The organism is Bacillus sp. B19-2, assembly GCF_022832475.1.
Taxonomy (GTDB): domain Bacteria; phylum Bacillota; class Bacilli; order Bacillales; family Bacillaceae; genus Bacillus; species Bacillus paralicheniformis.
Window position 1 is genome coordinate 1,323,983 of sequence record NZ_JALHKQ010000001.1, and the last position, 22,125, is coordinate 1,346,107.

The window sequence follows — 22,125 nt, forward strand, 5'->3', positions numbered from 1 at the left end:
TTTCATTGTAACACAATTCACACATTGAAATATCGCCAAAAAGTTCCTATAATGAAGAAAAATCAGCGGAGAAAACCGGAGGTGGCGTGTTGCCTATCAACATACCTATCAATTTGCCAGCGAAGCAGATTCTTGAAAGTGAAAATATTTTTGTCATGGATGAAAAACGGGCTTTTCATCAGGACATCAGACCATTAAATATTGTGATTCTTAATCTGATGCCGCAGAAAATCAGGACTGAGACACAGCTGCTCAGGATGCTCGGAAATTCTCCTTTACAGGTATATTTCACTTTTTTAATACCGTCTACACACACGCCAAAACATACACCAAGGCAGCATTTGGAACAGTTTTATACAACTTTTTCTTCGATCAGGAACCGAAAATTCGACGGCATGATTATTACCGGTGCGCCGATCGAGCACCTAGAGTACGAAGAGGTGTCCTATTGGAAAGAACTCCAGGAGATTTTAGAGTGGAGCAAAACGCATGTCACGTCAACGCTTCACATCTGCTGGGGAGCGCAGGCGGGACTGTATCATCACTACGGAATTCGCAAAGTCAAACTGCCGAAAAAAACATTTGGCGTTTTCGAACACAGAATAATGGAGAAAAACGAAAGACTTGTCAGAGGCTTTGAAGAGTTCTACTATGTCCCGCATTCGAGGCATACAGATATTAATATGGATGACCTGAAAGCCGTTTCCCATTTAAAAGTGCTCAGCGTATCCGATGAAGCGGGCGTCTGTTTAATTGCTTCAAAAGATGAAAAACAAGTTTTTTTAACTGGACATCCTGAGTATGATACAGATACTCTTAAAGAAGAGTATGAAAGGGATTTGGCCAGGAACATGGACATTGATCCGCCGGTGAATTATTTTAAAGACGGGCCGGACGGCGCGGCGCCTGTAAACCGCTGGAAAGCTCATGCGACTCTTTTGTTCATGAACTGGCTGAACTATTACGTTTACCAGGAAACACCATATGAGTGGAAATGAAATTCTCATGCCCTGGTCTGATGCACGACCTTCAAAATGTGTTAAAATACAGTTGGGTTAGCCTTCCATAAGGGGGTTTCGGCTTTGCCGCGAAAGCAGGAATAATAAGGAACCCAGTGCTTTCCTGCCGATCCATACTTTAAAAATACCTTAATTTTTGTTCTTCATTTATAATTAAAATAATATTTATGGTATGGTATGTGTGGACATTGACTCCTGTTTTTTTACCATTTTAGCTCTTGCTGTTTGAATTAATTGAGGTGAATATGCTTGAATACCAATAAAAAAATATTAATTTTGACTGCAAATTACGGAAATGGCCATGTTCAAGTAGCCAAAACGCTCTACCAAGAGTGCGAACGGCTCGGTTTTAAGAATGTAACTGTTTCGAATTTGTATCAAGAATCAAACCCGATTGTGTCAGAGATCACACAGTATCTCTACCTGAAAAGTTTCTCAATCGGTAAACAGTTTTATCGCCTTTTCTACTATGGGGTCGATAAAATTTACAATAAAAGAAAGTTTAATATTTATTTTAAAATGGGAAATAAACGGCTGGACCAACTGGTTAAAAAACATCAGCCAGACATCATCATCAATACGTTTCCAATGATTGTCGTGCCCGAATACAGACGGAGAATGGGAAAAGTCATTCCGACTTTTAACGTCATGACAGATTTCTGTCTTCATAAAATTTGGGTCCACGAACATATTGATAAATATTACGTAGCAACTGATTATGTGAAGGAAAAACTGCTCGAAATCGGCACTCACCCGAGCAACGTCAAGATCACGGGTATTCCGATCCGCAGGCAGTTTGAAGAAGAAATGGACAAAGATAAAATCTACGAGAAGTATCAGCTGTCTCCCGACAAGAAGATATTGCTGATCATGGCAGGCGCACACGGGGTTCTGAAAAACGTAAAAGAACTGTGCGAATCTCTGGTGACGGAAGAAGATGTTCAAGTCGTCGTTGTGTGCGGAAAAAATACGATGCTGAAATCTTCACTGGAAGACATTGAAGCCCTTTATCCAAACAAGCTGAAATCGCTCGGTTATATCGAAAGAATTGACGAGCTGTTCAGGGTGGCTGACTGCATGATCACAAAGCCGGGCGGAATTACCTTGACAGAGGCCACGGCAATCGGCGTTCCCGTCATCCTTTACAAGCCTGTTCCCGGGCAGGAAAAGGAAAATGCCCTGTTCTTCGAAGACAGAGGAGCTGCCATCGTCGTCAACAGGCATGAGGAAATTCTTGAATCAGTCTCTTCCCTTTTGGCTGATGAGAAAAAATTAAACGAAATGAAGAAAAACATTAAAAGCCTGCATTTATCCAATTCATCTGAAGTCATCCTGACAGACATTATCGAGCAGTCTGAAATCATCATGAACAAAAAACAGACTGTCCGGGCGCTTTCCTAAAAGAATTCGTTCAAAAAAACACTTGCTCTGCAAGTGTTTTTTTCGTCTAATATTAAGATTCCGAGTAATAAACTTCTTCAAACGGCTGTACAACGACAAACCCGTTCCCTGAAAACTTCATTTGGATCGATTCCCCGCTTCCCCTGCCGATGAACGTCTTAAAAGATACATCTGTCACAAATTCAGGCTGCAGGCTTCCAGACCAGGCAACCGTTGCGTTTGGATCGGTATAGACTGGGCTTTCCGGGGTTACGATCAAAGTGAGCGGCTCGTAATGGCTTGTGATTGCAGCCATTCCAGTACCCTCAAGCTTAATGTTAAACAATCCGCCGGCCAGCATGCCGGAAATTCTTTTCATCAGTTTGATGTCCCAATCGATCGACGGCTCAAATGCGAGCAGATCGTGCCCGTTCACAAATATGGAGTCCCCCTTCAAGTTTAAGATGGAGATCTTCTTTCCTTGATCCGCGAGGTACACCTTTCCGTTTCCTTCCGCTTTCATCAGTGCAGCCCCTTCGCCGCTGAATACTTTTTTCACCATCCGTCCAATTCCGTGTTCAAATACCCCTTCACGCTTAAATTTGACTCTTCCCCTGTAGGAAACCATCGAACCGGCCTTTGCCCACACTTTTCCATCGAGATTAACTTCCAAGAGACGGGGCGTTTCCATTTCAAACAGCCCCTCCCCTTTGTCTTCCTGCTGGGTTTTGGATACAAACTCATCAACCGAATAACGGTTCATCTATCAACACTCCTCTTCACATTCCTGAATTGGTTTTATTATATACGGGCTGACGCTTAAAATGTTTCGTCCGCTTTGCGAAAAATAATGATCAATAACCATAAATTGAAAACGATTTCAAAGAAATTCCTTAAAAAAGCATTAAAGTTCATTTTTTTCTCTTGACAGCTTGACGAAGCCTCCATAGATAGTGTATAGTGAAACCATCATTTAGCAGAACACCGTTAGATGATGAAAATTTTTTTTAGCACATTGTGCTACAGTACTAGGAGGATTAAGCAATATGCAAAACGGTAAAGTAAAATGGTTTAACAATGAAAAAGGCTTCGGCTTCATCGAAGTTGAAGGAGGAGACGATGTATTCGTTCATTTCACTGCAATCGAAGGTGACGGATACAAATCTCTAGAAGAAGGACAAGAAGTTTCTTTCGAAATTGTTGAAGGTAATCGTGGACCTCAAGCATCTAACGTTGTAAAGCTTTAACAAAATCAAGACAATTGAGACTTCAAATAAGAGGAGAGGCATTTTTTGCCTCTCCTATTTAATTTTCAGCTGAATTTCGATCGCCAGTATATTTTGCTTCAGCCTTTGCTCGATTTCCTCAATGTTCTTCTCGAGAGATGGACGCCCCTTTTTCGCGATATCAACGAGCTGTTCAAGATCTTTATATACCTCCACAAATGTCTTGTGAAGAACGGTTTGCAGTTCATTGCTTTCCACTGTTCCTCAGACTCCTTTTTTTCATGATTACCTAAATTAGTAATAAAGACTTATATTTTTTAGGTTCAATAGTTATATCGGATTAATTTTGCTTTATTTTTTCTATTTCACACATAAAAATGCCTTTTTTAGAAAAAATACTTGTCGGAGGTGTATGATCATGAACTCAGAACATCGCGATGATCTTGTAACGGGATTTAATCAGCGCAAGCAGCTTGAAATAGCCGTAGAAACCGCCCAAAGGACGACGGGAATGGCGACGAGGCAAAAAAGCTCCACTTTGCTGAAATCGGCGTATCAATCGATCGAAGATGCCAGACAGCTGTCACAGGCTGAGGAACTATCCGCACTGGATGAAGACTTTTTAAACGAACAGCTCAACATATTAAATGATTGCCAGCACCAGCTTGACGAATCACAGCATTAAAAAAACCGCGTTCAGCGGTTTTTTTAGCTCGGCCCAAGGATGATGGCCTATTGGGGAATGGTAAAGGGATCAATTTTTATTTGTCAGCACGTCTCCATAGGTGCGGAGCTTTTCCCCGACCGTACATTTTGAAATGCAAAATGCGTGGGCATACGTTTTTCCGTATTCTTTTCTGAAGTGTTTTTTGATGAAGCACCCTTCACAGTAGGTGTCCTGCAAATGTGTGAGTTCCTTAAAGATCTCTTTCTTATCCAAAACGTTCATCTCCGTTATTCATCTAGTTTGATTTGGCTTTCCACAATGGTATGCTCAAGCATTTTTTTTGCGAGCTGATCCGCTTCCTTGTTGTCTTTGCGGCTGATTTGAATATAGGTGGGCGTAAGCTTTAATTTTTGAAGCTGGCTTTCGATTCTGTCCAGCCATTTCGAATGAACGGGGTCATAGCATGGCCAGTTCCCTTCAAGCTGGTTAAGCACGACGAGCGAATCCCCTTTAATGACGACGGAGTTCCTGCTTGCCCCGAGATCTCTAAGCTCTTTAACGGCTTCAGAGAGAGCCGCATATTCCGCCTCGTTATTCGTTGTCAGCCGAAAGCTCTTGTTCTTTCTCAATCGATACCGGTCCCCGCCGAGGGAGTAATATATCACAATGCCTAAACCAGCGAGCTGACTTTCTTTATCATAGCTGCCGTCAAAATAGACGGTGATCTCATCCGGTTCAGCCGCAAGCTCTTCTTTCAGCTTTTCCAGCTCTTTCAGAGTCCAAAAGCTGCCCTTCTCATCTTCAAACTCAAGTTCAGTGACATACGGACTTTGAGAAAGCTGACGCCCGGCCGCCACTGCCTCTTTTACCTCGATCCATTCATCAGCTGTAAATGGAATGGGTGAAGACCCTTTAATCTTGATTTTCATACCTGCTCTCAGTTTCACAAAATCACCTTTATTCAAATTATGGCTTGTTATGCTATAATCAAAACAGTTTATTCAGAAAGGAAGTACCCGTTCTTGTTTAACGAAATATTATGGATTAGTTTTGCGATCATTAATTTTATCATTGTTCTCTTCTTTTTTAAACGATTTGGCAAAACCGGTTTATTTGTCTGGATCGGTTTTGCGACAGCCGCCGCCAATATCGAGGTGGTCAAAACGGTCGAGCTGTTCGGGTTGACCGCGACACTCGGCAACATCCTGTACGGAAGCGTATTTTTTGCGACCGACGTCATCAATGAAAGATACGGAAAGGCAGAAGCGAAAAAAGCCGTTTCAATCGGTTTTTTCATTCTGATTGCCTTGACGCTCGTCATGCAGGGAGCGCTTCTGTTCAAGCCGCATCCGGAAGACATCGCACAGCCTGCGCTGGAGACGATATTCGGCTTCTTGCCCCGCGTGGCCCTCGGCAGCCTGCTCGCCTATATCATCAGCCAAACGCTTGATGTTTATGTATATTCGGGAATCAGAAGGTTATTTCCTTCCGATCGGGCACTGTGGCTTCGCAACAGCGGCAGCACAGCTCTAAGCCAGCTGCTCGATACGTTAATTTTTACAAGCGTCGCATTTATGGGCGCTTATCCGCTCGATGTATGGATTCAGATTTTCATCACGACATACGTCTTGAAATTCGTTGTCGCCGTTTTCGCAGCGCCGTACGCTTATGCCGCTAAAAGAATCATCCCTTTGGATGAAAGGAGTGAAAACAATGCCGGTTGAGGTCTATATCGACGGAGCAAGCGCGGGTGATCCCGGACCGTCCGGACTTGGCATTTTCATCAAAGACGGTCAGAAGACCGAGTCCTTCTCCCTTCCCTCCGGCTTACTGAGCAACCATGAAGCGGAATTCAAGGCGCTGATCGAAGGAATGAAGCTGTGCGCCGAACGAAACTATCGGATCGTTTCGTTTCGGACCGATTCGCAGATCGTTGAGCGCACGGCGGATTCGGAGTTTGTCAAAAATCAGGCATTTAAGCCTTATCTGGATGAAATCATCCGCTTAAAAAGGGATTTTGATTTATTTTTTATCAAGTGGATTCCTTCGAAGTCTAATCAGGCGGCTGACAAGCTTGCGAAAAAGGCGATATTGCTGAACCACCCCGAGTAAAATCCATTCCCTCTGCACATCATAACGAGTGAGGTGGTTCATGTGGAAAAACAGCATTCAGCAGGAAGAGGCCGCCTGACAGGCGGTGTCACGCCCCAGGGAGATATTGTATTGAACCGGGATAACCGGCATACAGACCCAAAAACCGAGCTTGAAAACCGGGCGAAAAAAAGCAATACAAAACATTAGAGAGATCGGTTATCCGATCTCTCTTTAGATGATTGACAAATTCCTAAAAGGTTTTATTTTTAGGAATTTGTCATCCCATTCAGCGTGTATGAAAACCCTTGCAGTCTAGGAAGGCTGAGCACCGGAGCACAGGCCTGACAACGAATGCGAGGGTTTGGCAGCACGCTGAGAGAGATCGGTTATCCGATCTCTCTTTTTTCGAATTTCATCAGCAGCGGTTCGATTCCCCGTATTTGATGAAGTCTCAGCATCGCTTTCGCCCTGTCATGCATCAAGGTGAAGTCTGCGTCGTCCAATGAGCAGGAAAGCGGTACATCGCATTTGATTTCTGCAAGGATTCTGGACAGCTTCAGGTCTTCAAGACATTCGGTTATTTTCGTCTGCTGGCCTTTTGTCAGCTGACCGATGTTTTCCAGCAGCCGGTCAACAGTCGAATATTCCTTGATCAGTTTGTAGGCCGTCTTTTCGCCGATGCCTTTTACACCCGGGTAGTTATCGCTTGTATCGCCCATCAGCGCTTTGATGTCAATCAAAGCCTTCGGCTCGACACCGGTCTCTTCACTGAATGATTCTTCCGTGTATACTTTATAATTGCCGATTCCTTTTTGAAGCAGGGCGACTTTAACATTGACTGTTAAAAGCTGAAGCAAATCTTTATCACCGGTGACGATCGTGATCTCCGCTTCTTCGCTGAACATCGCTGACAGCGTGCCGATGCAGTCATCGGCTTCATAGCCCGCAAGGCCGATATTTAAAATCCCGAGCTCTTCCGCCGCTTCCTTTGCCATGTCAAATTGCGGAATCAATTCTAGAGGCGGCTCGCTCCGGTTCGCTTTATAGTCCTTAAATAAATCGTTGCGGTACGTTTTGCTCCCCATGTCCCAGCAGCAGACGACATGGCTCGGTTCAAACGCAGACACCGCGGTTAACAGATGCTTTAAAAAGCCGTGAACCCCGTTTGTCGGCACGCCTCTGTCATTCAGCATAAAATTGCGGTGCACCGCAGTCGCAAAAAAAGACCGGAATAATAAAGCCATCCCGTCTATAAGCAGCAGCTTCTTGTTCATTATGGAAACTTCCTTTCATCATACAATGCACTTATTGTACCACAGGAGCAAAAATGATGAAAACAGCGTCAATCGACGCTGTTTCTATTTTTGGTGCTGTTTTTTGCTAGAAATTAATTTTGCGGCTTCCATTTGCGAATAGGATTCAGTCGCAAATTCAGTGTTAAAGCCGTTCTTCTTTTTAGCGTTGTTGTTTCGCTGTGCATTCGCATTGCCAAGCTTTGTTCTTCCCATTACACTTCACCTCCAGCGGGCGGTTCATGTTTATGTTTTGCAAAAAAACATGACGCCACACGCGGAAGGATTCACCAGCTAGGCCTGCGGATATTTTCGGCTGACGTATTCGGCGACCATTTCTTTCGAGACGAGCCGTCTCGTAGGAACGATGCCTTTTTTGGCCAATTCGTTCATCTGCACGGTAATTTGGTTGATGAGGTCGGTTGAAAATGCTTCATTTCGCCGGCACTTGTCAACCGCTTCATCGATCGCTTTTTCCCTCTCCTGTTCGAGACGCACGAACTGCTTGATGTGCTGGTGCTGTTTTTTGGAATGTGCTGTAATTGCTTCATGAACGTTTGTCATCATCTAATTCCCTTCTTTTTTTATACAGTCTATCATGTCTGCCAGCCAGATATCCATACCCATATCAATCTGATTCAACTTGAGCGGAGCCATTCGCCAGCCAAGGCATGCGCTTTTTCAATGCTTTCACGCTCTGCGCTTTCCAACGGCTCATGAAAGTACGCTTCTTTTTGTTCTTCGAGTTGAGCTTTTGCAGACAGAACAGCCGCTTTCTGTAATTGTCCGGCGCTCGTTTTGCAGCGGTTTAAAAATGTCCGCTTTTCACGTTGAATCCATTCGTTCGTGATGGCCGAAAGCTTTGCAGTAAACGCCTCGACAAGCCGGGCTTTTCCATTTTGTTGAAAAAACGTTTTAGGCGTTTTGAACATTTTCAGTTCATCTGCAAATTCCCTTTCATCCGCTGACACTTCAGCCGTTTCCCAACTGTCGGTCTCAGGCCGGTCAGCTGTGATGTGAACCGAAAAATAAGGATTATCGGCAAGCCGCTCTTTTACGGAATTGGCCCACTGTTCGCCCGCATACTTGAGCATGATGTTTTCCATTCTGATATCAAGCGCTTTTAGTTCCTGCAAAAATTCGAATTCATACTCCTTTAAGCAGCTTTTCAAAGCGGTTTGCAGATTGGCGCGCCAATCTCCGTTCTGAAGCCCGGGATGGATCGCAGCTTTAAATAAGTCGTGTGCATAAAAGGCCAAGCGCTGCCTCATGTGGTAAAATTGCTCTTCCACATCCTTTTCGGTCAGTTGAAGGATTGATGATCCCTTCTCTGCTTCTTCAATGGCAGTCAAAGCCTCTTGATAAGCTTTGGCGATCCGCTTTTGCTCCGCTTCCGTTTCTTCAGCGGAACGGTGCAGTGAACGGCGGAGCTGAAAGACGGTTTCACACAGTTTTTTGCCTTCATCAAGCAGCTCTTCGACAGCTGTTCTGGCCAAACCGTTTTCAATAAAATCGTCGAGCTCCTTCTTCAATCTGCTGAAGTCGTTGTACGGCGAAGCTTTCTTGCTGAGCTCCTGTTTACTCGATACATGGTACAGGTGCGGATTTTGAATGCCTTCTTTCAAGAGCTCTCCCCTTACATAGTCTTCAACCGTCTGTAATTCGGCCGGGCTTTCCGCGAGATCAGCCGCATTTAAAATAAAAAACATTTTATCCATGCTGAAAGCGTCTTTAATGAGCCCGAGCTTGCGCAAAAACGACCGGTCCGCTTTGGAAAATGCATGCTGGTAGTATGTTAAGTAAAGCAGAGCATCGGCATCTTTCATGTATTGAAACGCAAGCTCTGTATGCCGTTTATTCATGCTGCTGGCCCCCGGTGTATCGACGATCGTGATTCCTTTCTCCGTGACCGGTGTGCTCAAATAAACGGTAACCTCACGGACGGCACAGGCCGTTTGTTCTTCAGCGACATACGGATGCAGATCGTCAGCGGAAATCGTCAGGATTTCCTGATTGTTGATATATGAACCATAGCGCTCATAAGCTTTGAGGAAGTTCTTGATCAGCAGCCGTTCATCATCATCCAGTTCTCTTTTTTTCAAGAGGTTTCCAAGTTTTTCGGCAAAAGCGGAGCCTTTTGTCGCAGCCATTTTCCCCTCCAAAAGCTGATCCAGTTCCACTCTGATTTCCTCTTCCGTTTTAAAAACGACTTCTGCTGTCCCATCCCTTTTGGTTCCCGACGGTTTTGTTATTTTATTAATCGTTGCCGTTGTCGGCGTCGGCGATGACGGTAGCACTTTCCTCCCGCAAAGCGCATTTGCAAAAGACGATTTGCCGGAACTGAATGCGCCGAAGAGCGCCAGGGTAAACTTCCTAGTATGTAGGCGTTCCGTTTTGTCCAGGAATGCTTTTCGCTGCTTTTCCAAAACCGGGATATCCGCCAAAAACCGGGCCAGTTCGAAAAATTGCTCAATGTATTCAGTAACGCCCTTTTTCGGTTGGAGCGCCTCACCTTTACGGCTGCTGTTTTCCTCTTGCACACGGACCGGTTCCGCCCGTCGGGCATCAAGCGTTTTTTCAAGAGGCTTTTTTTCGGCGGCATACCAATTTTCTGGAAGCTCGCTCAGATCGCCGTGTTCCCATTGATCCCAGAGACGGTTTGCTTTTTCATATGACTTCTGCTGTTCGATCAACCGGCTTTCGCGCTCGGCGAGCTGCGCTTGTTCCGCTTCATATTCGGCTTTCATCGCTTCCGCCTGCAGGCCGATTCTTTCTTTGATGAACGTTTTGAGCTGGTCGATAAACGGCTGCGCTTGTCTTTTTGCCTTTCTTCTGATGTTTTCAGCCAGTTCTTTCGTATAGTTCAGCACGTATTCCGGAGTAAGCTCAGCCCCTTTTTTCTGGGAACGAAGCAGTTCATTTTCATCTACCTCCGTCCGAAATTGAACAACGTCCCGAAGCAGTTCATCATTCTGGACGTTAAAGCGGTTCATGAAAGCCTTGATTGCTTCAATGACATGCCAGTCAATTTCGGCTTGAACCCTTTTTTGGACGTCAGCAAGAAACACTTCTTTTCGTTTTTGTTTTTCTTCAAGCGTTTTGGCCTTACTGAAAAGAAATCCTTTTTTAAAACCTTTTTCGATTGATTCCAAATACGATTTGGCCAGCTCTCTCATCTCAAACGGCGTTAAATTCGCGTTTTGGGCAATCGTTTGAATGTCTTTTTTGATTTGTTCCTCCGCCCGTTTTTCCTGTTCTGTCAAATCGGCAAGCCGCGCTTTTACAGCCTCGACTTTTTCTCTTGAGGAAGCGGTTTCTTCAGACAAAGCCGTATCTTCGTCACTGATCAGCATTTTGATATGTTCATGAATCAGACTGCTGATTTTTTGCTCCGTATATGCCTTTAGCTGCTGTTCGGATTGATGCTGCAGCCTTTCCAGCACAGCGCGAAGCCGGTTGAATTCGTTCAGCGGATGACCGGCTTCGGTGACAGATGTAAAAAAGAGATGGTCTTCATTGATCCCTTCTTTCAGCAGCATATCAAGCACTTGCTTTTTATAGACATGGAAGCCTGTTTCCGCTTCGTCATGACGGTCAATCTGGTTCACGATGAAAAAAATATTGGGTATCTTATCTTTTATTGATCGAAGAAACTTCACATTTTCTTCGGAATGGACATGATTGTAATGCACGACATAAAACAAGGCATCCGCCTGGTGAAGAATCGAAGACGCCGATAAAAAATGGGCATCGTCCGTCGAATCAATTCCGGGCGTGTCAATTAAGACGGCTTGAGGCGCGATTCCTGAAAAAGGCCCCTCGATTTCCACCATTTCAATCTGGCTGCCGTCCCTGCAGTACGCCTGCACTTTTTCTTTATCATAAGAGCCATCCATCCGGGCGTACCTTCCATCGATCGTATGGAGTGTTGTTTTCATTTCCCCCCGGCGGACCAGCACAAGATTGGCGCTCGTCGGTATCGGACTTGTCGGCAGGACGTCTTCCTGAAGCAGCGCGTTCAATAGCGATGATTTTCCTGCTGAATAATGTCCGGTTAACGCGATGTACACTTCTTTTCTCAGCCATTTTCGGATGATTCCGGCAAGCTGTGCCGACCGCTTGTCATCCCCGTTCTTCCTGAGCTCCCCGAAAACCGCTCCGGCTCTTTTCATCAGATCGTCTTTCGTGTTTATTTGTGCCATGTTTCCTACCCCTTTTATGCGTTGTTGTTTGCCATCTTAGCCCTTTCTCCCATTTTACACAACCTTGCTGTATTTTTCTTCACAATCTGAAAGAAAAAACGAGAAAAAGCTGCCGGTTTCGGCAGCTTCAGCACGTGTATTTATTTATTTTTGCGGATTCGCTCCTGCGATACCTTTTAAAACATAACCAATCAATAAACTGTATGTACTGACCGCCGCCAGCAAAAAAAACATCGTCATACGCGACTCACCATCCTATAATGAGAATGTTTATCATCATTATAAATGAAATGATAATCATTTTCAATGGTGTAATTTTTCTAATGCCTGTTCTTCCGTGCGGATGCGGATGTACATGACAGCAGCATTGAGCACCGTAAATAAAAGTGCGGTGGCGTATGCCTGGAAAAGCAAGGGCAAAAGCAGAAATTCAAGAGCCACCGCCACATAGTTCGGATGTTTGAACCATTGATAAGGCCCCTTTCGGACAAGGTTCGTTCCAGGGATGACAAGGATTTTCGTGTTCCAGCATCTCCCCAGAGAAAAGAGCGCCCAATACCGGAGGGTCTGAGTGAAGATGAGGCCTGTTAAGACGACAAGCGCCATCGGAAGGGGTCCGCGTTGAAACGCGATCGTTTCCCAAATCAAAGATATGAAAAACAAAACATGCATCGCGACAATGTAAGGGTAATGACGTCTCCCGTATTCGACCGCTCCCTCTTTCAGAGCGTTTTTTTCATTGAACTTCGCGACTGCCAGCTCAAGCAGGCGCTGGGCGGCAAAAATGCTTAAAATCGTCCAAAACATGTGTCAGTCACTCTCTTTTTGTCCATTTCAAGAGCAGCAGCTCCGATGAAAAGCCCGGACCGAGCGCCCCTAAGAGACCGTATTTTCCCGGCACGGGACTGCTATGCAAGCAATATTCTTTTAAAACATGCATCACAGTGGCCGATGACATATTGCCGTGCCTGGCCAAAATTTTTCGTGAACAGTCGATGTGCAATTCGGAAAAGCCGAGGCTTTCCAAATAAGCGTCGAGAACTTTTTTACCGCCCGGGTGGGCCAGAAATACTTGAATGTTCTCCAAAGCGATTTGTTCCTTATGGAGAAATGCTTCGACATCGTTCTTTAAATGTGTTTTGATCAATGTCGGAATGTCCCTGGAAAAAACGACCCGGAAACCGTTGTCATTGATTTCCCAGCCCATGACATCTTCCGAATCTTCCAAGGTGGCTGATTGTGAGCTCACTACTTCCGGAAGAACCTCCAATCCGGCTGATGAGATATCCGCTTCCTTGCCGCACATTAAGAGCGCGGCGATTCCATCGCCAAATAAAGATGTGCCGATAAGGTTGCTTTTCGATTGATCATCCTTTTGAAACGTTAAGCTGCACAGCTCCGCCGCAATCACAAGGACATGGGCTTTTGGAAACGCTTTGCAGTATTCGAATGCCCGCGCTATACCTGAAGCTCCTCCTGCACAGCCGAGCCCCCAAATCGGAATCCGCTTCGTCCGTTTTGAAAAAGGCAGAATGTTCATGAGCTTCGCTTCAATGCCGGGAGTCGAGATGCCTGTAGAAGATATAAAAAAAATCGCTTCAATTTTTTCAAAAGGGATTTCTTTTTTCAAAAACCGTTCGTCTGACAGGCAATTCGAAACGGCTTCTGCACTGTGTCTGACAGCCATTTCAATGTACGCTTGATTTTTTTCTTTGAAGCTCCTGGTTTCTTTATACCAATCCAAAGGCATGACAAATTGTCTTGAAGCGATTTCTCCATTTTGGAAAGCTGACAGCAGCCGGTCAATGTCTTTAAATGAATCTTTGAACATCTCCCTCGCAAAAACGGCCGCTTTCTCCTGGTCGACATGAAAGCGGGGAAGGCTTGTCCCCGCCGAAATGACATAGGCCATAACACCACCTCTATTTACAGCGTCTCCCGAATCGCCCGGCCTTATGTGGACCTCTCGAAAAAATAGGCCATCAGCACTTCATCTTCATATTTCCCGTCCGCCAAAACCTGCTCCTTTTGAACCCCTTCAATGATAAAGCCGCTTTTCTCATAGAGCGACAGCGCTGCTTGATTTGCGGAAAATACGGTCAGGCAGAGCTTATGCAGACGATGCAGCCTGCACCAGTTGAGGGTGTAGGACATGATTTCCCTGCCGATCCCAAGCCCTTGCGCTTTGCTGTGAAGCCATGTTCTGAACAGCCCCGTGTGCCGCTTCATTTTGAGGTCGCCGCGAATGACCCGGGCAATTCCGTACACCGCACCATCGATTTCAACCGCCGCATACATGTTATCCTTTTCCATCATATCGCTGATGAATGCCCGCTCTTCCTCAAGTATGCGCGGCCGTTCTTTTTGAATGTAAACACCGGTTTGAATCACATCTTTTACCGCTTCAATGATGTCGGGGGCATCCGCCATTTTGACGGGACGGATGACGGCTTCACCGCCGTCTTTCGTGCAGATGCGTTCGACAAGCTCATTCACAGTTTCCATTCGTTATGCCTCCTCTTTATACCGGTAGTATGGCTAATCCGCAACGCAAAAAAACCTCACAATCTGTGAGGTTTTAAACGGCGGATTTTTCAGTTGGAACTGCTTCAGGCTGTTCAGCATGACGAGAAAACGGATGGATATGAAAGATCGCATTCAAAAGAATGGCTGTAAAGCTTCCCGCGACAATTCCGTTCTCTGTCAAAAGCTTGACGGCATCAGGAAGGTTTTGAAACATTTGCGGTACGACTGTCACGCCGAGGCCGATTCCGACTGAACACGCTACGATCAACAAGTTCTCCTGCTTTCCGAAATCAACCCGGCTCAGCATTTTGATCCCGTAGGCGATCACCATGCCGAACATCGCGACCATAGCGCCGCCGAGCACAGGTTTAGGAATGATCGTCGTTAAAGCAGCGGCTTTCGGAAACAGCCCCAACAGAATAAGAAAAGCTCCAGCAAGCGCGATCACGCTGTTTTTCTTAACCCCTGTCAGCTGAACGAGGCCGACGTTTTGCGAATAGGCCGTATAAGGGAAGGCGTTGAAAATCCCGCCCAGCAGTACGGCAATCCCTTCAGCGCGGTATCCTTTTGCCAAATCTTTTTCTGTCAGGCGGCGGTCCGTCAAATCACCCAATGCAAAGTAGACACCTGTAGACTCGACAAGGCTGACGATCAACACGAGAGACATCGTCAAGATCGGTGTGACCTCAAAAACAGGAGCGCCGAAGTAAAACGGATGGATCATCTGCACCCAGCCTGCGTTTGCCACTTCTGTAAAATCAACTTTCCCTATCAGAGCAGCGCCGGCTGTTCCTGCGATTAAACCGATTAAAATGGAAATTGATTTGATAAATCCTGTTGTAAAACGATATAAAAGGACGATGACCAGCAAAACGGAAAAAGCTAATGCAAGATTGGACAGCTCACCGAAATCGCTGCTGCCTTCACCGCCGGCCATGTTGTTCATCGCAACGGGAATCAAGGTGATCCCAATCACCGTGACGACCGATCCTGTGACCACGGGAGGGAAAAACTTAACAAGCTTTCCAAAGAAAAAAGAAACGATAACGACAATCACACCGCCTGCTATGATGCTTCCATAGATCGCTGGAATACCGTATTTCGAAGCGATCGCAATCATCGGGGAAACGGCTGTGAACGTACACCCCAATACAACAGGCAAGCCGATTCCGAAAAAGCGATTTTTCCAAACTTGCAGCAGTGTCGCCACACCGCACATCAAAATGTCGGCAGACACAAGGTATGTCAGCTCAGCCGGCGTCAAGCCGAGAGCGCCGCCGACGATCAGCGGCACGACAACGGCTCCTGCATACATGGCCAGGACGTGCTGAATGCTTAATGAAACGGTTTTACCGGCCGTAAGTTTCATGACCCAACCTCCTGTAAAAAGGTAACTTTTCCATCGGCAAGAGATGCAATACGCGCAAGGGATTCAACTCTGATTCCAAGATTGTCAAGCTCCTCCCTGCCCGTCTGGAATGATTTTTCGATGACAATTCCGATTCCGCACACTTTTGCGCCGGCCTGCTCAATGATGGAAACAAGCCCTTTCGCCGCTTGTCCATTTGCCAAAAAATCGTCGATGATCAGAACTTTGTCATTCTTTGAAAGATGGCTGGCTGATACGGCGATCGTACTTTCCGTTTTCTTTGTAAAGGAATAGACAGAGGCCGTCAACAGATTTTCCGTTAAGGTAAGCGATTGACGCTTTCTTGCAAATACTACCGGCACACCCAGCTTCAAGCCTGCCATCACGGCAGGTGCTATCCCTGAGGATTCAATCGTCACAATCTTCGTGACGCCTTCCTCCCGGAAAAGCGAGGCAAACTCTTCGCCCACAGCAAGCATTAATTCCGGATCGATTTGATGATTTAAAAATGAATCAACTTTCAGTACTTCGTCAGACAACACCGTGCCATGCTCTGCAATTTTTCGTTTTAGCTTTTCCATTAAACCCCTCCGTTCATCAATTGCCTTCATAAAAAAAAGCATTGTCCGCTCGGATTTTGAATGCGAGCGGGCAATGCTTAAAAAGACGAATTCCGTCTGTTTCACTAAAAGACGTTCGTTTTCTCAGCGCCCACTCATAGTCGGACATTTACGGTGTCCGGTAGAAACTTGCGTGCCATATCCACGCGATTATATGAGTGATATAATGTATCAAATTATATCAACTTTCGATCTGAATGAAAAGGGATAAAACAAAAAAAGACGAACCTGCACACATTTTTTCAGTTGAATGTTCGTATTTAACAGAAAATTCTGACCTGAAAATCCCTCCCGGGCACACGGGAGGGATTTCTTTTTTACAAATAGAGTGTTGTATATTTTTCTTTCAGGTAGCGGATTAAATGACGGACGTTTAATTCTTCGCCTGTCGCAGACTTAATGATGTCCAGCGGTTTTTTTCTTTTGCCGTGGATGTGAACGTGCTCTGTCAGCCACTTTCTGATCGGTTGAAATTCGCCGTTTTCAATCAGGCGGTCAAACTCAGGGAAATCTTTCAGCATGCTTGATTTCAGTTGAGCCGCATACATATATCCAAGCGCATATGAAGGGAAATAACCGAAATCACCGCCGGACCAATGGACATCTTGTAAAATTCCTTTAGCATCGTCGGGAGGCGTAATGCCCAGATATGCTTCATATTTGTCATTCCATAGTTTCGGAAGGTCTCCGACCGATACTTCCCCGCTGAAAATCGCTTTTTCAATTTCGTAGCGAATCATAATATGCAGCGGATATGTCAGCTCATCAGCCTCAATCCGAATCAGCGACGGCTTTGATTCATTAACGGCCCTGTAGAACCCTTCGGCAGTAACACCTGCAAACTGGTCAGGACTTGCTTCTTTTATTTTCTCAAAATACCGCTTCCAAAAGCCTTGATGCCTGCCGATAAAGTTCTCATAGAAAAGGGATTGGGATTCATGTATCCCCATTGATGCGCCGTCTGCTAAATTGGTTCCGCCCAGCGCTTCATCAATGTTCTGTTCATAAATGGCATGGCCGCATTCATGAATCGTTCCGAAAACAGCCGAGCGAAAATCGTTTTCATTATAAGCTGTGGTCACCCGGGCATCCCCTTGGCTGATCGTCACCTGGAAAGGATGAACCGTCTCATCCAGGCGCCCCGCCTCAAAATCATAGCCCAGTTCTTTTAAGAAAAAGTGGCATACATCGCGCTGCCGCTCTTTTGGAAAACGTTCGTGCACAAAGCTCGTATCAGGCTTTTGATCACTGGCGGCAATCTTTTGCACAAGCGGAACGATCGCCTCCCGCAATTCAGAAAAAAGGCCGTCGAGCTTTTCGACTGTAACGCCTGGCTCGTATTGATCCAGAAGGGTGTTATAAGGGTGGCCTTCATATCCCCAGTACGAGATAAACCGTTTTTTATAGTCGATGATTTTTTCTAAATACGGAGCAAAGAGAGAAAAATCGGACGCCTTTTTCGCTTTTTCCCAGACGGATTCCGCTTTGGATGTCAGCGTCGTATATTCTTTGAACTCCTCTTCCGGAATCTTGCTGTTTAAATCGTATTCTTTTTTCGCTTCCTCAACCGCTTTCTGTGTATCGGCAGGCAGATCCTGTTTTTGCTCGGCGAGGGTATCCAAAAGCTCCTTCATCCGCGGGGACGTTCTCATCTGAAAGACGTCTGCCGACAATTGGCCGATCGCTTCGGCGCGGCTTTCTTCGCCTTTTCTCGGCGCGCCCGTTCTCATATCCCAATACATCACGTTAATCGCCTGCTCATACCGGCTGATTTTCTTTAATGTTTCTAAAAACTCTTTTTCATATGTATTGATCGACATCATTCATCCTCCTCTTCCCTTATATGATGCGAATTGTAATCAGACTAATGGAAATATTTACGAAAGTCAACTTTTATGCGGGCAAAAAAAAGAAAAGCGGAATGTCCGCTTTTCTTTATACATAGACCGGCTGAACAGGAAGCACAGATTCGACTTCTTTTATTACATTCCATTCTTGTTCATCGCCCGCAAAAATGCTGATCGTGCCGCGGTCGCCGTTTGATCTGATCAGACGTCCGACGCCTTGGCGCAGTCTTAGCAGCATGTAAGGGAGGTCTACTTCGCGAAAGGCGTTTTCCAAACCGCTCCGCTTCGCTTCAAACACAGGATCATGCGGCGGAAAAGGAAGCGACCAGATGATGACATGTTGCAGCGGGTCTCCGGGAATATCGAGCCCTTCCCATAGATGCACAGAGCACAAAACGGATTCTTCAACCGTTTGAAACTTTTCAACGATTGTACTGATTTCTTCATCCCCTTCAAAGTAAACAGGAAACGAAAATGATTCCTGTGCAGTCCGGCGCTTGAAGGACAGAAGCTCCTCAAAAGACGGAAACAGGATCAGCGTCTTCCCGCCCGATTCTTTGATTGCACGGATTGCCGCTTTTTCTTTCGCTTCTCTAATTCGATGGATGTACACTTTCATCTGCTCTTCATAATCGTACGGCGAATCAACAGTAAATGATAAGTAGTCGCGGATCCCAAGGCTTGTCGCCAAATAATCGAACGATCCGTTTTCCGATAATGTCGCCGATGAGAAAATAAACGGAATCTGCTTAGAGAACACTTTTTCTCCGAGAACTTCGGAGACGGTTCTCGGCATGACGACGAATGTCGACTCAAGCTCTTTTTGCTCAAGCCAGCTGATCGCATTTTTCCTGTAGAGCGAAAGGGAGTAAGCCATCTGTTCGAGATACTCCTCGACAACGGTTAAAGCGTATTGGTCGATCGTGTACAGCTCGCCTTCAAAAACGAGCGCCTCCCCGATTTTTTCAAGCAAATCATACAGCTCGGCGGCCGCTTTTTTCAGATTGGCATGATCTTTGATGCGCATGCGCTCAGAGCCTTCTGCTTTTTCGGCATTTTCCGAAAGCAAACCGAAAAATTCGTCGTTGGCGCGAAGCGCTTCTTCGACAAGCTCTGCGAATTCTTCTCTGATATCATTGCCGAGCAGGCGCTCGAGAAACATTTCGAGCGTCGATTGCTTCACCCTGTACGTCAGTGCCTTTTGCGCCGCAAACTCGAGCAGATGCCCTTCATCGAAAACCACAGCGCTGTGTTCCGGTAAAAGCGGAAGCTGGCCTTCGCGTTTTCTCGCCTCTTCTGTCCAAACGTGCTCCATATAGAAATCATGGGAACAGATGATGAAATCGGTTGATTTTCGATAATGGTCTCTTGACAGTGTGAGTCCGCAGCGGTGCCTCATATCACACGTGAGACAGTCTTGAAAAGAATCGTAGCCGATTTCAGACCATTCATCATTTGATAAAGACGAATACTCTTTGCGGTCGCCGTATGGATAAAAAGTCTGCATGCCCTGCGATTCGTGAACGAAAGACGGCAGACTTTCGTAAAGGTCAAGCCATTTCTCATCATCAGAGCGCTGCATCGTTTTCTCCAGTTTTTTCAAACATAAATATTGATCATGCGATTTGCTGAGCCTTGCGTCAATCGTCAAGCCCAAATGCTCGGAAATTTTGTAAATATCGCCTTCTTTTTTGACGAGCTGTTCGATCAGCGTCTCATCCGCACAAGCGATGACCGCCGGCTTGCCCGTATACCTGGCATAGCTCAAGGCAAACAGAAGATAGACGAGCGTTTTTCCGGTTCCGACTCCGGCTTCTGCAAACATGACCTTCTTTTCCTTAAATGCACGCTCTAATTGAAAAGCCATGAATATTTGCTCATCGCGCAAATCAAAGCCTTTTTCAGGAAGAATATCGTAAAATACATCACCGATCCAATTGTTCAGTTCTTCATAAAAATTTTTTGTTTTTGTTAATGAAAAAGGCAGACGAGATGCTGTCACCCTGCTCCAACCCCCAACTATCGAGTTTTCAGAACTTCTATCCTATCACTATGATTCGGGAAATTCAACAAGAAAGATTTGAAAAAAGGAGCAGGAAGCCTCTCTCAACTATTTCCGGTAAATCGAATGCGTCAAAAACGGATGATCCGTCGATTCCATATGGCTGATCGCGTTTTTCAATTCTTCCTTCGCATATGTAAGCCGCTCATCGCCAATGTCCTCGAGCTGGTTTTCTGACGTCTCCAGCGCTTTTTGAATCATTTGAATGTGATCGCTGTTCAACATGAAATCACCCCTTTTCAAAATCAATAATCCCGAGTATATGCAGGATGAATCGTTTTTATACAGGCTGATTTTATGTTTTTTCTTTCTTTGAGGCTCTGCTAAATTTGGGTGTTGATAAATACGCAAAAATAAAGGGCCTTTCCTTCAATCTTGTTATGTAACTCACCCGATTCCGGAACAATTAAAAAATTTAAGAACCGTCTTATATAAGACGGTTCTCCAAAGATTCGATTGCCAGTTTTAGTGCAATCAAGCGACGCTCATTTAATGTTTTTTGGGGACTGCCTTCTTTTGCTTTTGCTATTTGTTTTTCAATAGATGGAATGATACCTTGTAAAACTTCTTTAGAAGTCAATATGATTTCTTCGTTATAGCCAAAATCTTCTCCATTCCAAGTACCTTTTAGGCTTTCTAAACCAATTTTTACTGCGTTTAGCCTCTTTTTGACAAGAGTTGTGTTTGAACCTTTTTCTGTCGTGCTTTTATAAGCATTTGTTAGTTTATTAAAAGTTGACTCCAAAGATTGAATGGACAAATCTTGGATTTCTTGGCTGACAGGATTCATATACAAACCTCACTTTTCGTTTTTATTTTTCAACATTTTATAATCTCTATTCAGTTCGATTGTTGAAAACAGCATTACCACCTTTTAACAATCCCGCTTAATGGTTGAATGAGGACTGCACATTCATTTTTGCGAGGCGTAAACTGTCATATGTCTCTGTCATTCGACTATCAACAAATAAAAACCAAGATATTTCGTAGCGACATCTTGTTTTGGGTGTGTGGTAATTTGCCGGTACTAAACGCTTGGCTCACCTAGATAACTTCCCATCGAATGTTTGTTCTTATCTGGATTGTATCAAAATTTCGGGGAAGTTATCAAATATCAACAATTACGTTTAACCGTTTTCACAGTGGTCAAACACCCTTTTGTCAGTCAAACGCAACCTTAACATCAGATAGCAAGGACTGTGTTAGACAATGTGCGCTTTATCCACAATAAAAACCCAGTCTATTCTGTTTTTCTATCATACCCTGTAGGGACTTAAAAATTTATAGACTAAAGGTGGAGAGTTTATGTACTATTATGAACCGGCAAAGAAAGATTATTGGGATTATGATTATGATCCTTACAAAAAGGATCACGATTATTGCAAAAAAGATTTTTACTATCATGAGCCCTGCAAGAAAGACTTTTATTACCATGATCCTTGCAAGAAGGATTACGATTATTGCAAAAAGGATTATTACTACCATGATGATTACAAAAAAGACTACGATTACCACAAGCCTTGTAAGAAGGATTACGATTATTGCAAAAAGGATTATTACTACCATGATGATTGCAAAAAAGACTACGATTACCACAAGCCTTGCAAGAAGGATTACGATTATTGCAAAAAGGACTATTACTACCATGATGATTGCAAAAAAGACTACGATTACCACAAACCTTGCAGGAAAGACTGCTATTACGAGCCGCGCAAAAAATGCTATGACTCGTCTTATAAAAAGAAAAATGATTCATGGATTTACTAGTGAATCGATGTTTTACCATGCGCTTTTAACGATTAAACCCGAGGGGGCGCGAAT

The 22,125-nt window shown here is 44.9% G+C and carries 26 protein-coding genes and 1 riboswitch; of the genes, 8 read left to right on the top strand and 18 right to left on the bottom strand.

Annotated features, from left to right (window positions below):
• Nucleotides 1-89: 89 nt before the first annotated feature.
• Nucleotides 90-998: a homoserine O-acetyltransferase MetA gene (gene metA, locus MST20_RS06735; protein ID WP_020451889.1), complete on the top strand. Its 909-nt coding sequence runs from the start codon at nucleotides 90-92 to the stop codon at nucleotides 996-998.
• Between the two features lie 270 nt (nucleotides 999-1,268).
• Nucleotides 1,269-2,420, top strand: coding sequence for a diglucosyl diacylglycerol synthase (locus MST20_RS06740; protein ID WP_243940984.1), 1,152 nt, complete (start codon nucleotides 1,269-1,271; stop codon nucleotides 2,418-2,420).
• A 52-nt stretch (nucleotides 2,421-2,472) separates the two neighbouring features.
• Here the strand turns inward: MST20_RS06740 and MST20_RS06745 are convergent, their stop codons facing one another.
• On the bottom strand, nucleotides 2,473-3,162 hold the full coding sequence (locus MST20_RS06745) for an AIM24 family protein (protein WP_065643813.1): 690 nt from the start codon (nucleotides 3,160-3,162) through the stop codon (nucleotides 2,473-2,475).
• 283 nt (nucleotides 3,163-3,445) lie between these two features.
• Between MST20_RS06745 and cspD the strand changes: the two genes are divergently transcribed.
• Entirely contained in the window at nucleotides 3,446-3,646 is a 201-nt protein-coding gene (gene cspD / locus MST20_RS06750; RefSeq protein WP_003230776.1) for a cold-shock protein CspD, read from the top strand.
• A 54-nt stretch (nucleotides 3,647-3,700) separates the two neighbouring features.
• Here cspD and MST20_RS06755 read toward each other — a convergent pair whose 3' ends face one another.
• Nucleotides 3,701-3,883: a hypothetical protein gene (locus tag MST20_RS06755; protein ID WP_003182837.1), complete on the bottom strand. Its 183-nt coding sequence runs from the start codon at nucleotides 3,881-3,883 to the stop codon at nucleotides 3,701-3,703.
• A 160-nt stretch (nucleotides 3,884-4,043) separates the two neighbouring features.
• Between MST20_RS06755 and MST20_RS06760 the strand changes: the two genes are divergently transcribed.
• Complete coding sequence (locus tag MST20_RS06760; RefSeq protein ID WP_243940986.1) at nucleotides 4,044-4,310, top strand: DUF2564 family protein; 267 nt, start codon at nucleotides 4,044-4,046, stop codon at nucleotides 4,308-4,310.
• 69 nt (nucleotides 4,311-4,379) lie between these two features.
• On the opposite strand, the gene MST20_RS06765 is transcribed toward MST20_RS06760, so the two are convergent.
• Together MST20_RS06765 and MST20_RS06770 are read right to left on the bottom strand one after the other, a co-directional pair.
• Nucleotides 4,380-4,565, bottom strand: coding sequence for a zinc-finger domain-containing protein (locus MST20_RS06765; RefSeq protein WP_003182841.1), 186 nt, complete (start codon nucleotides 4,563-4,565; stop codon nucleotides 4,380-4,382).
• Nucleotides 4,566-4,579: 14 nt separating this feature from the next.
• Nucleotides 4,580-5,221, bottom strand: coding sequence for a reverse transcriptase-like protein (locus MST20_RS06770; RefSeq protein WP_243940987.1), 642 nt, complete (start codon nucleotides 5,219-5,221; stop codon nucleotides 4,580-4,582).
• Between the two features lie 93 nt (nucleotides 5,222-5,314).
• Here MST20_RS06770 and MST20_RS06775 point away from each other — a divergent pair, with 93 nt between their 5' ends.
• The 3 genes from MST20_RS06775 to sspL are packed head-to-tail and all read left to right on the top strand — an operon-like array spanning nucleotide 5,315 to nucleotide 6,593.
• On the top strand, nucleotides 5,315-6,016 hold the full coding sequence (locus tag MST20_RS06775; RefSeq protein ID WP_243940989.1) for a queuosine precursor transporter: 702 nt from the start codon (nucleotides 5,315-5,317) through the stop codon (nucleotides 6,014-6,016).
• Nucleotides 6,006-6,404 carry a reverse transcriptase-like protein gene (locus tag MST20_RS06780; RefSeq protein ID WP_243940991.1) on the top strand — a complete coding sequence of 133 codons (399 nt, stop codon included), beginning with the start codon at nucleotides 6,006-6,008 and terminating at the stop codon, nucleotides 6,402-6,404. Before MST20_RS06775 ends, MST20_RS06780 begins: the two co-directional genes overlap by 11 nt.
• 42 nt (nucleotides 6,405-6,446) lie before the next feature.
• Nucleotides 6,447-6,593, top strand: coding sequence for a small, acid-soluble spore protein L (gene sspL / locus MST20_RS06785; protein ID WP_003182847.1), 147 nt, complete (start codon nucleotides 6,447-6,449; stop codon nucleotides 6,591-6,593).
• Between the two features lie 179 nt (nucleotides 6,594-6,772).
• On the opposite strand, the gene MST20_RS06790 is transcribed toward sspL, so the two are convergent.
• The 14 genes from MST20_RS06790 to MST20_RS06855 form a co-directional block, all read right to left on the bottom strand.
• Nucleotides 6,773-7,660 (bottom strand): 5'-3' exonuclease, encoded by an 888-nt coding sequence (locus MST20_RS06790; protein WP_279599916.1) that lies wholly within the window; start codon nucleotides 7,658-7,660, stop codon nucleotides 6,773-6,775.
• An 84-nt stretch (nucleotides 7,661-7,744) separates the two neighbouring features.
• The gene (locus MST20_RS06795; RefSeq protein WP_003182852.1) at nucleotides 7,745-7,894 is read right to left on the bottom strand and encodes a hypothetical protein; all 150 of its coding nucleotides are present in this window, start codon (nucleotides 7,892-7,894) and stop codon (nucleotides 7,745-7,747) included.
• A 78-nt stretch (nucleotides 7,895-7,972) separates the two neighbouring features.
• Nucleotides 7,973-8,242 (bottom strand): YpbS family protein, encoded by a 270-nt coding sequence (locus MST20_RS06800; RefSeq protein ID WP_243941195.1) that lies wholly within the window; start codon nucleotides 8,240-8,242, stop codon nucleotides 7,973-7,975.
• Between the two features lie 74 nt (nucleotides 8,243-8,316).
• Nucleotides 8,317-11,880, bottom strand: coding sequence for a dynamin GTPase (gene dynA, locus MST20_RS06805; protein WP_243940993.1), 3,564 nt, complete (start codon nucleotides 11,878-11,880; stop codon nucleotides 8,317-8,319).
• Nucleotides 11,881-12,024: 144 nt separating this feature from the next.
• A complete protein-coding gene (fbpC, locus tag MST20_RS06810) occupies nucleotides 12,025-12,120 on the bottom strand; it encodes a Fur-regulated basic protein FbpC (RefSeq protein ID WP_003182857.1) in 96 nt (31 codons plus the stop codon).
• Nucleotides 12,121-12,183: 63 nt separating this feature from the next.
• Nucleotides 12,184-12,687: an isoprenylcysteine carboxyl methyltransferase family protein gene (locus MST20_RS06815; RefSeq protein ID WP_243940994.1), complete on the bottom strand. Its 504-nt coding sequence runs from the start codon at nucleotides 12,685-12,687 to the stop codon at nucleotides 12,184-12,186.
• 7 nt (nucleotides 12,688-12,694) lie between these two features.
• Entirely contained in the window at nucleotides 12,695-13,792 is a 1,098-nt protein-coding gene (locus tag MST20_RS06820; RefSeq protein ID WP_243940996.1) for a type III polyketide synthase, read from the bottom strand.
• Between the two features lie 41 nt (nucleotides 13,793-13,833).
• Entirely contained in the window at nucleotides 13,834-14,385 is a 552-nt protein-coding gene (locus MST20_RS06825) for a GNAT family N-acetyltransferase (RefSeq protein WP_243940998.1), read from the bottom strand.
• A 73-nt stretch (nucleotides 14,386-14,458) separates the two neighbouring features.
• On the bottom strand, nucleotides 14,459-15,775 hold the full coding sequence (gene pbuX / locus MST20_RS06830) for a xanthine permease PbuX (RefSeq protein WP_243941000.1): 1,317 nt from the start codon (nucleotides 15,773-15,775) through the stop codon (nucleotides 14,459-14,461).
• Complete coding sequence (gene xpt, locus MST20_RS06835) at nucleotides 15,772-16,356, bottom strand: xanthine phosphoribosyltransferase (RefSeq protein ID WP_243941003.1); 585 nt, start codon at nucleotides 16,354-16,356, stop codon at nucleotides 15,772-15,774. The genes pbuX and xpt overlap by 4 nt, the downstream gene beginning before the upstream one ends.
• 117 nt (nucleotides 16,357-16,473) lie before the next feature.
• Nucleotides 16,474-16,573: riboswitch (purine riboswitch) on the bottom strand.
• A 139-nt stretch (nucleotides 16,574-16,712) separates the two neighbouring features.
• On the bottom strand, nucleotides 16,713-18,215 hold the full coding sequence (locus MST20_RS06840) for a carboxypeptidase M32 (RefSeq protein ID WP_243941005.1): 1,503 nt from the start codon (nucleotides 18,213-18,215) through the stop codon (nucleotides 16,713-16,715).
• Nucleotides 18,216-18,330: 115 nt separating this feature from the next.
• Nucleotides 18,331-20,244 (bottom strand): ATP-dependent DNA helicase, encoded by a 1,914-nt coding sequence (locus MST20_RS06845; RefSeq protein ID WP_243941007.1) that lies wholly within the window; start codon nucleotides 20,242-20,244, stop codon nucleotides 18,331-18,333.
• 108 nt (nucleotides 20,245-20,352) lie between these two features.
• Entirely contained in the window at nucleotides 20,353-20,529 is a 177-nt protein-coding gene (locus MST20_RS06850) for a hypothetical protein (RefSeq protein WP_165427288.1), read from the bottom strand.
• Between the two features lie 202 nt (nucleotides 20,530-20,731).
• Nucleotides 20,732-21,094: a hypothetical protein gene (locus tag MST20_RS06855; protein WP_243941009.1), complete on the bottom strand. Its 363-nt coding sequence runs from the start codon at nucleotides 21,092-21,094 to the stop codon at nucleotides 20,732-20,734.
• A gap of 515 nt (nucleotides 21,095-21,609) precedes the next feature.
• On the opposite strand from MST20_RS06855, the gene MST20_RS06860 reads away from it, so the two are divergent.
• Nucleotides 21,610-22,071, top strand: coding sequence for a hypothetical protein (locus MST20_RS06860; RefSeq protein WP_243941011.1), 462 nt, complete (start codon nucleotides 21,610-21,612; stop codon nucleotides 22,069-22,071).
• Nucleotides 22,072-22,125: the final 54 nt, after the last annotated feature.

Bases quoted from the DNA above. Each gene is read 5' to 3' on its own strand.
- MST20_RS06745 (WP_065643813.1), bottom strand. From the start codon at position 3,162: ATGAACCGTTATTCGGTTGATGAGTTTGTATCCAAAACCCAGCAGGAA.
- cspD (WP_003230776.1), top strand. From the start codon at position 3,446: ATGCAAAACGGTAAAGTAAAATGGTTTAACAATGAAAAAGGCTTCGGC.
- MST20_RS06760 (WP_243940986.1), top strand. From the start codon at position 4,044: ATGAACTCAGAACATCGCGATGATCTTGTAACGGGATTTAATCAGCGC.
- MST20_RS06770 (WP_243940987.1), bottom strand. From the start codon at position 5,221: ATGAAAATCAAGATTAAAGGGTCTTCACCCATTCCATTTACAGCTGAT.
- MST20_RS06780 (WP_243940991.1), top strand. From the start codon at position 6,006: ATGCCGGTTGAGGTCTATATCGACGGAGCAAGCGCGGGTGATCCCGGA.
- MST20_RS06790 (WP_279599916.1), bottom strand. From the start codon at position 7,660: ATGAACAAGAAGCTGCTGCTTATAGACGGGATGGCTTTATTATTCCGG.
- MST20_RS06795 (WP_003182852.1), bottom strand. From the start codon at position 7,894: ATGGGAAGAACAAAGCTTGGCAATGCGAATGCACAGCGAAACAACAAC.
- MST20_RS06800 (WP_243941195.1), bottom strand. From the start codon at position 8,242: ATGACAAACGTTCATGAAGCAATTACAGCACATTCCAAAAAACAGCAC.
- dynA (WP_243940993.1), bottom strand. From the start codon at position 11,880: ATGGCACAAATAAACACGAAAGACGATCTGATGAAAAGAGCCGGAGCG.
- fbpC (WP_003182857.1), bottom strand. From the start codon at position 12,120: ATGACGATGTTTTTTTTGCTGGCGGCGGTCAGTACATACAGTTTATTG.
- MST20_RS06815 (WP_243940994.1), bottom strand. From the start codon at position 12,687: ATGTTTTGGACGATTTTAAGCATTTTTGCCGCCCAGCGCCTGCTTGAG.
- MST20_RS06820 (WP_243940996.1), bottom strand. From the start codon at position 13,792: ATGGCCTATGTCATTTCGGCGGGGACAAGCCTTCCCCGCTTTCATGTC.
- MST20_RS06825 (WP_243940998.1), bottom strand. From the start codon at position 14,385: ATGGAAACTGTGAATGAGCTTGTCGAACGCATCTGCACGAAAGACGGC.
- pbuX (WP_243941000.1), bottom strand. From the start codon at position 15,775: ATGAAACTTACGGCCGGTAAAACCGTTTCATTAAGCATTCAGCACGTC.
- xpt (WP_243941003.1), bottom strand. From the start codon at position 16,356: ATGGAAAAGCTAAAACGAAAAATTGCAGAGCATGGCACGGTGTTGTCT.
- MST20_RS06840 (WP_243941005.1), bottom strand. From the start codon at position 18,215: ATGTCGATCAATACATATGAAAAAGAGTTTTTAGAAACATTAAAGAAA.
- MST20_RS06850 (WP_165427288.1), bottom strand. From the start codon at position 20,529: ATGTTGAACAGCGATCACATTCAAATGATTCAAAAAGCGCTGGAGACG.
- MST20_RS06855 (WP_243941009.1), bottom strand. From the start codon at position 21,094: ATGAATCCTGTCAGCCAAGAAATCCAAGATTTGTCCATTCAATCTTTG.
- MST20_RS06860 (WP_243941011.1), top strand. From the start codon at position 21,610: ATGTACTATTATGAACCGGCAAAGAAAGATTATTGGGATTATGATTAT.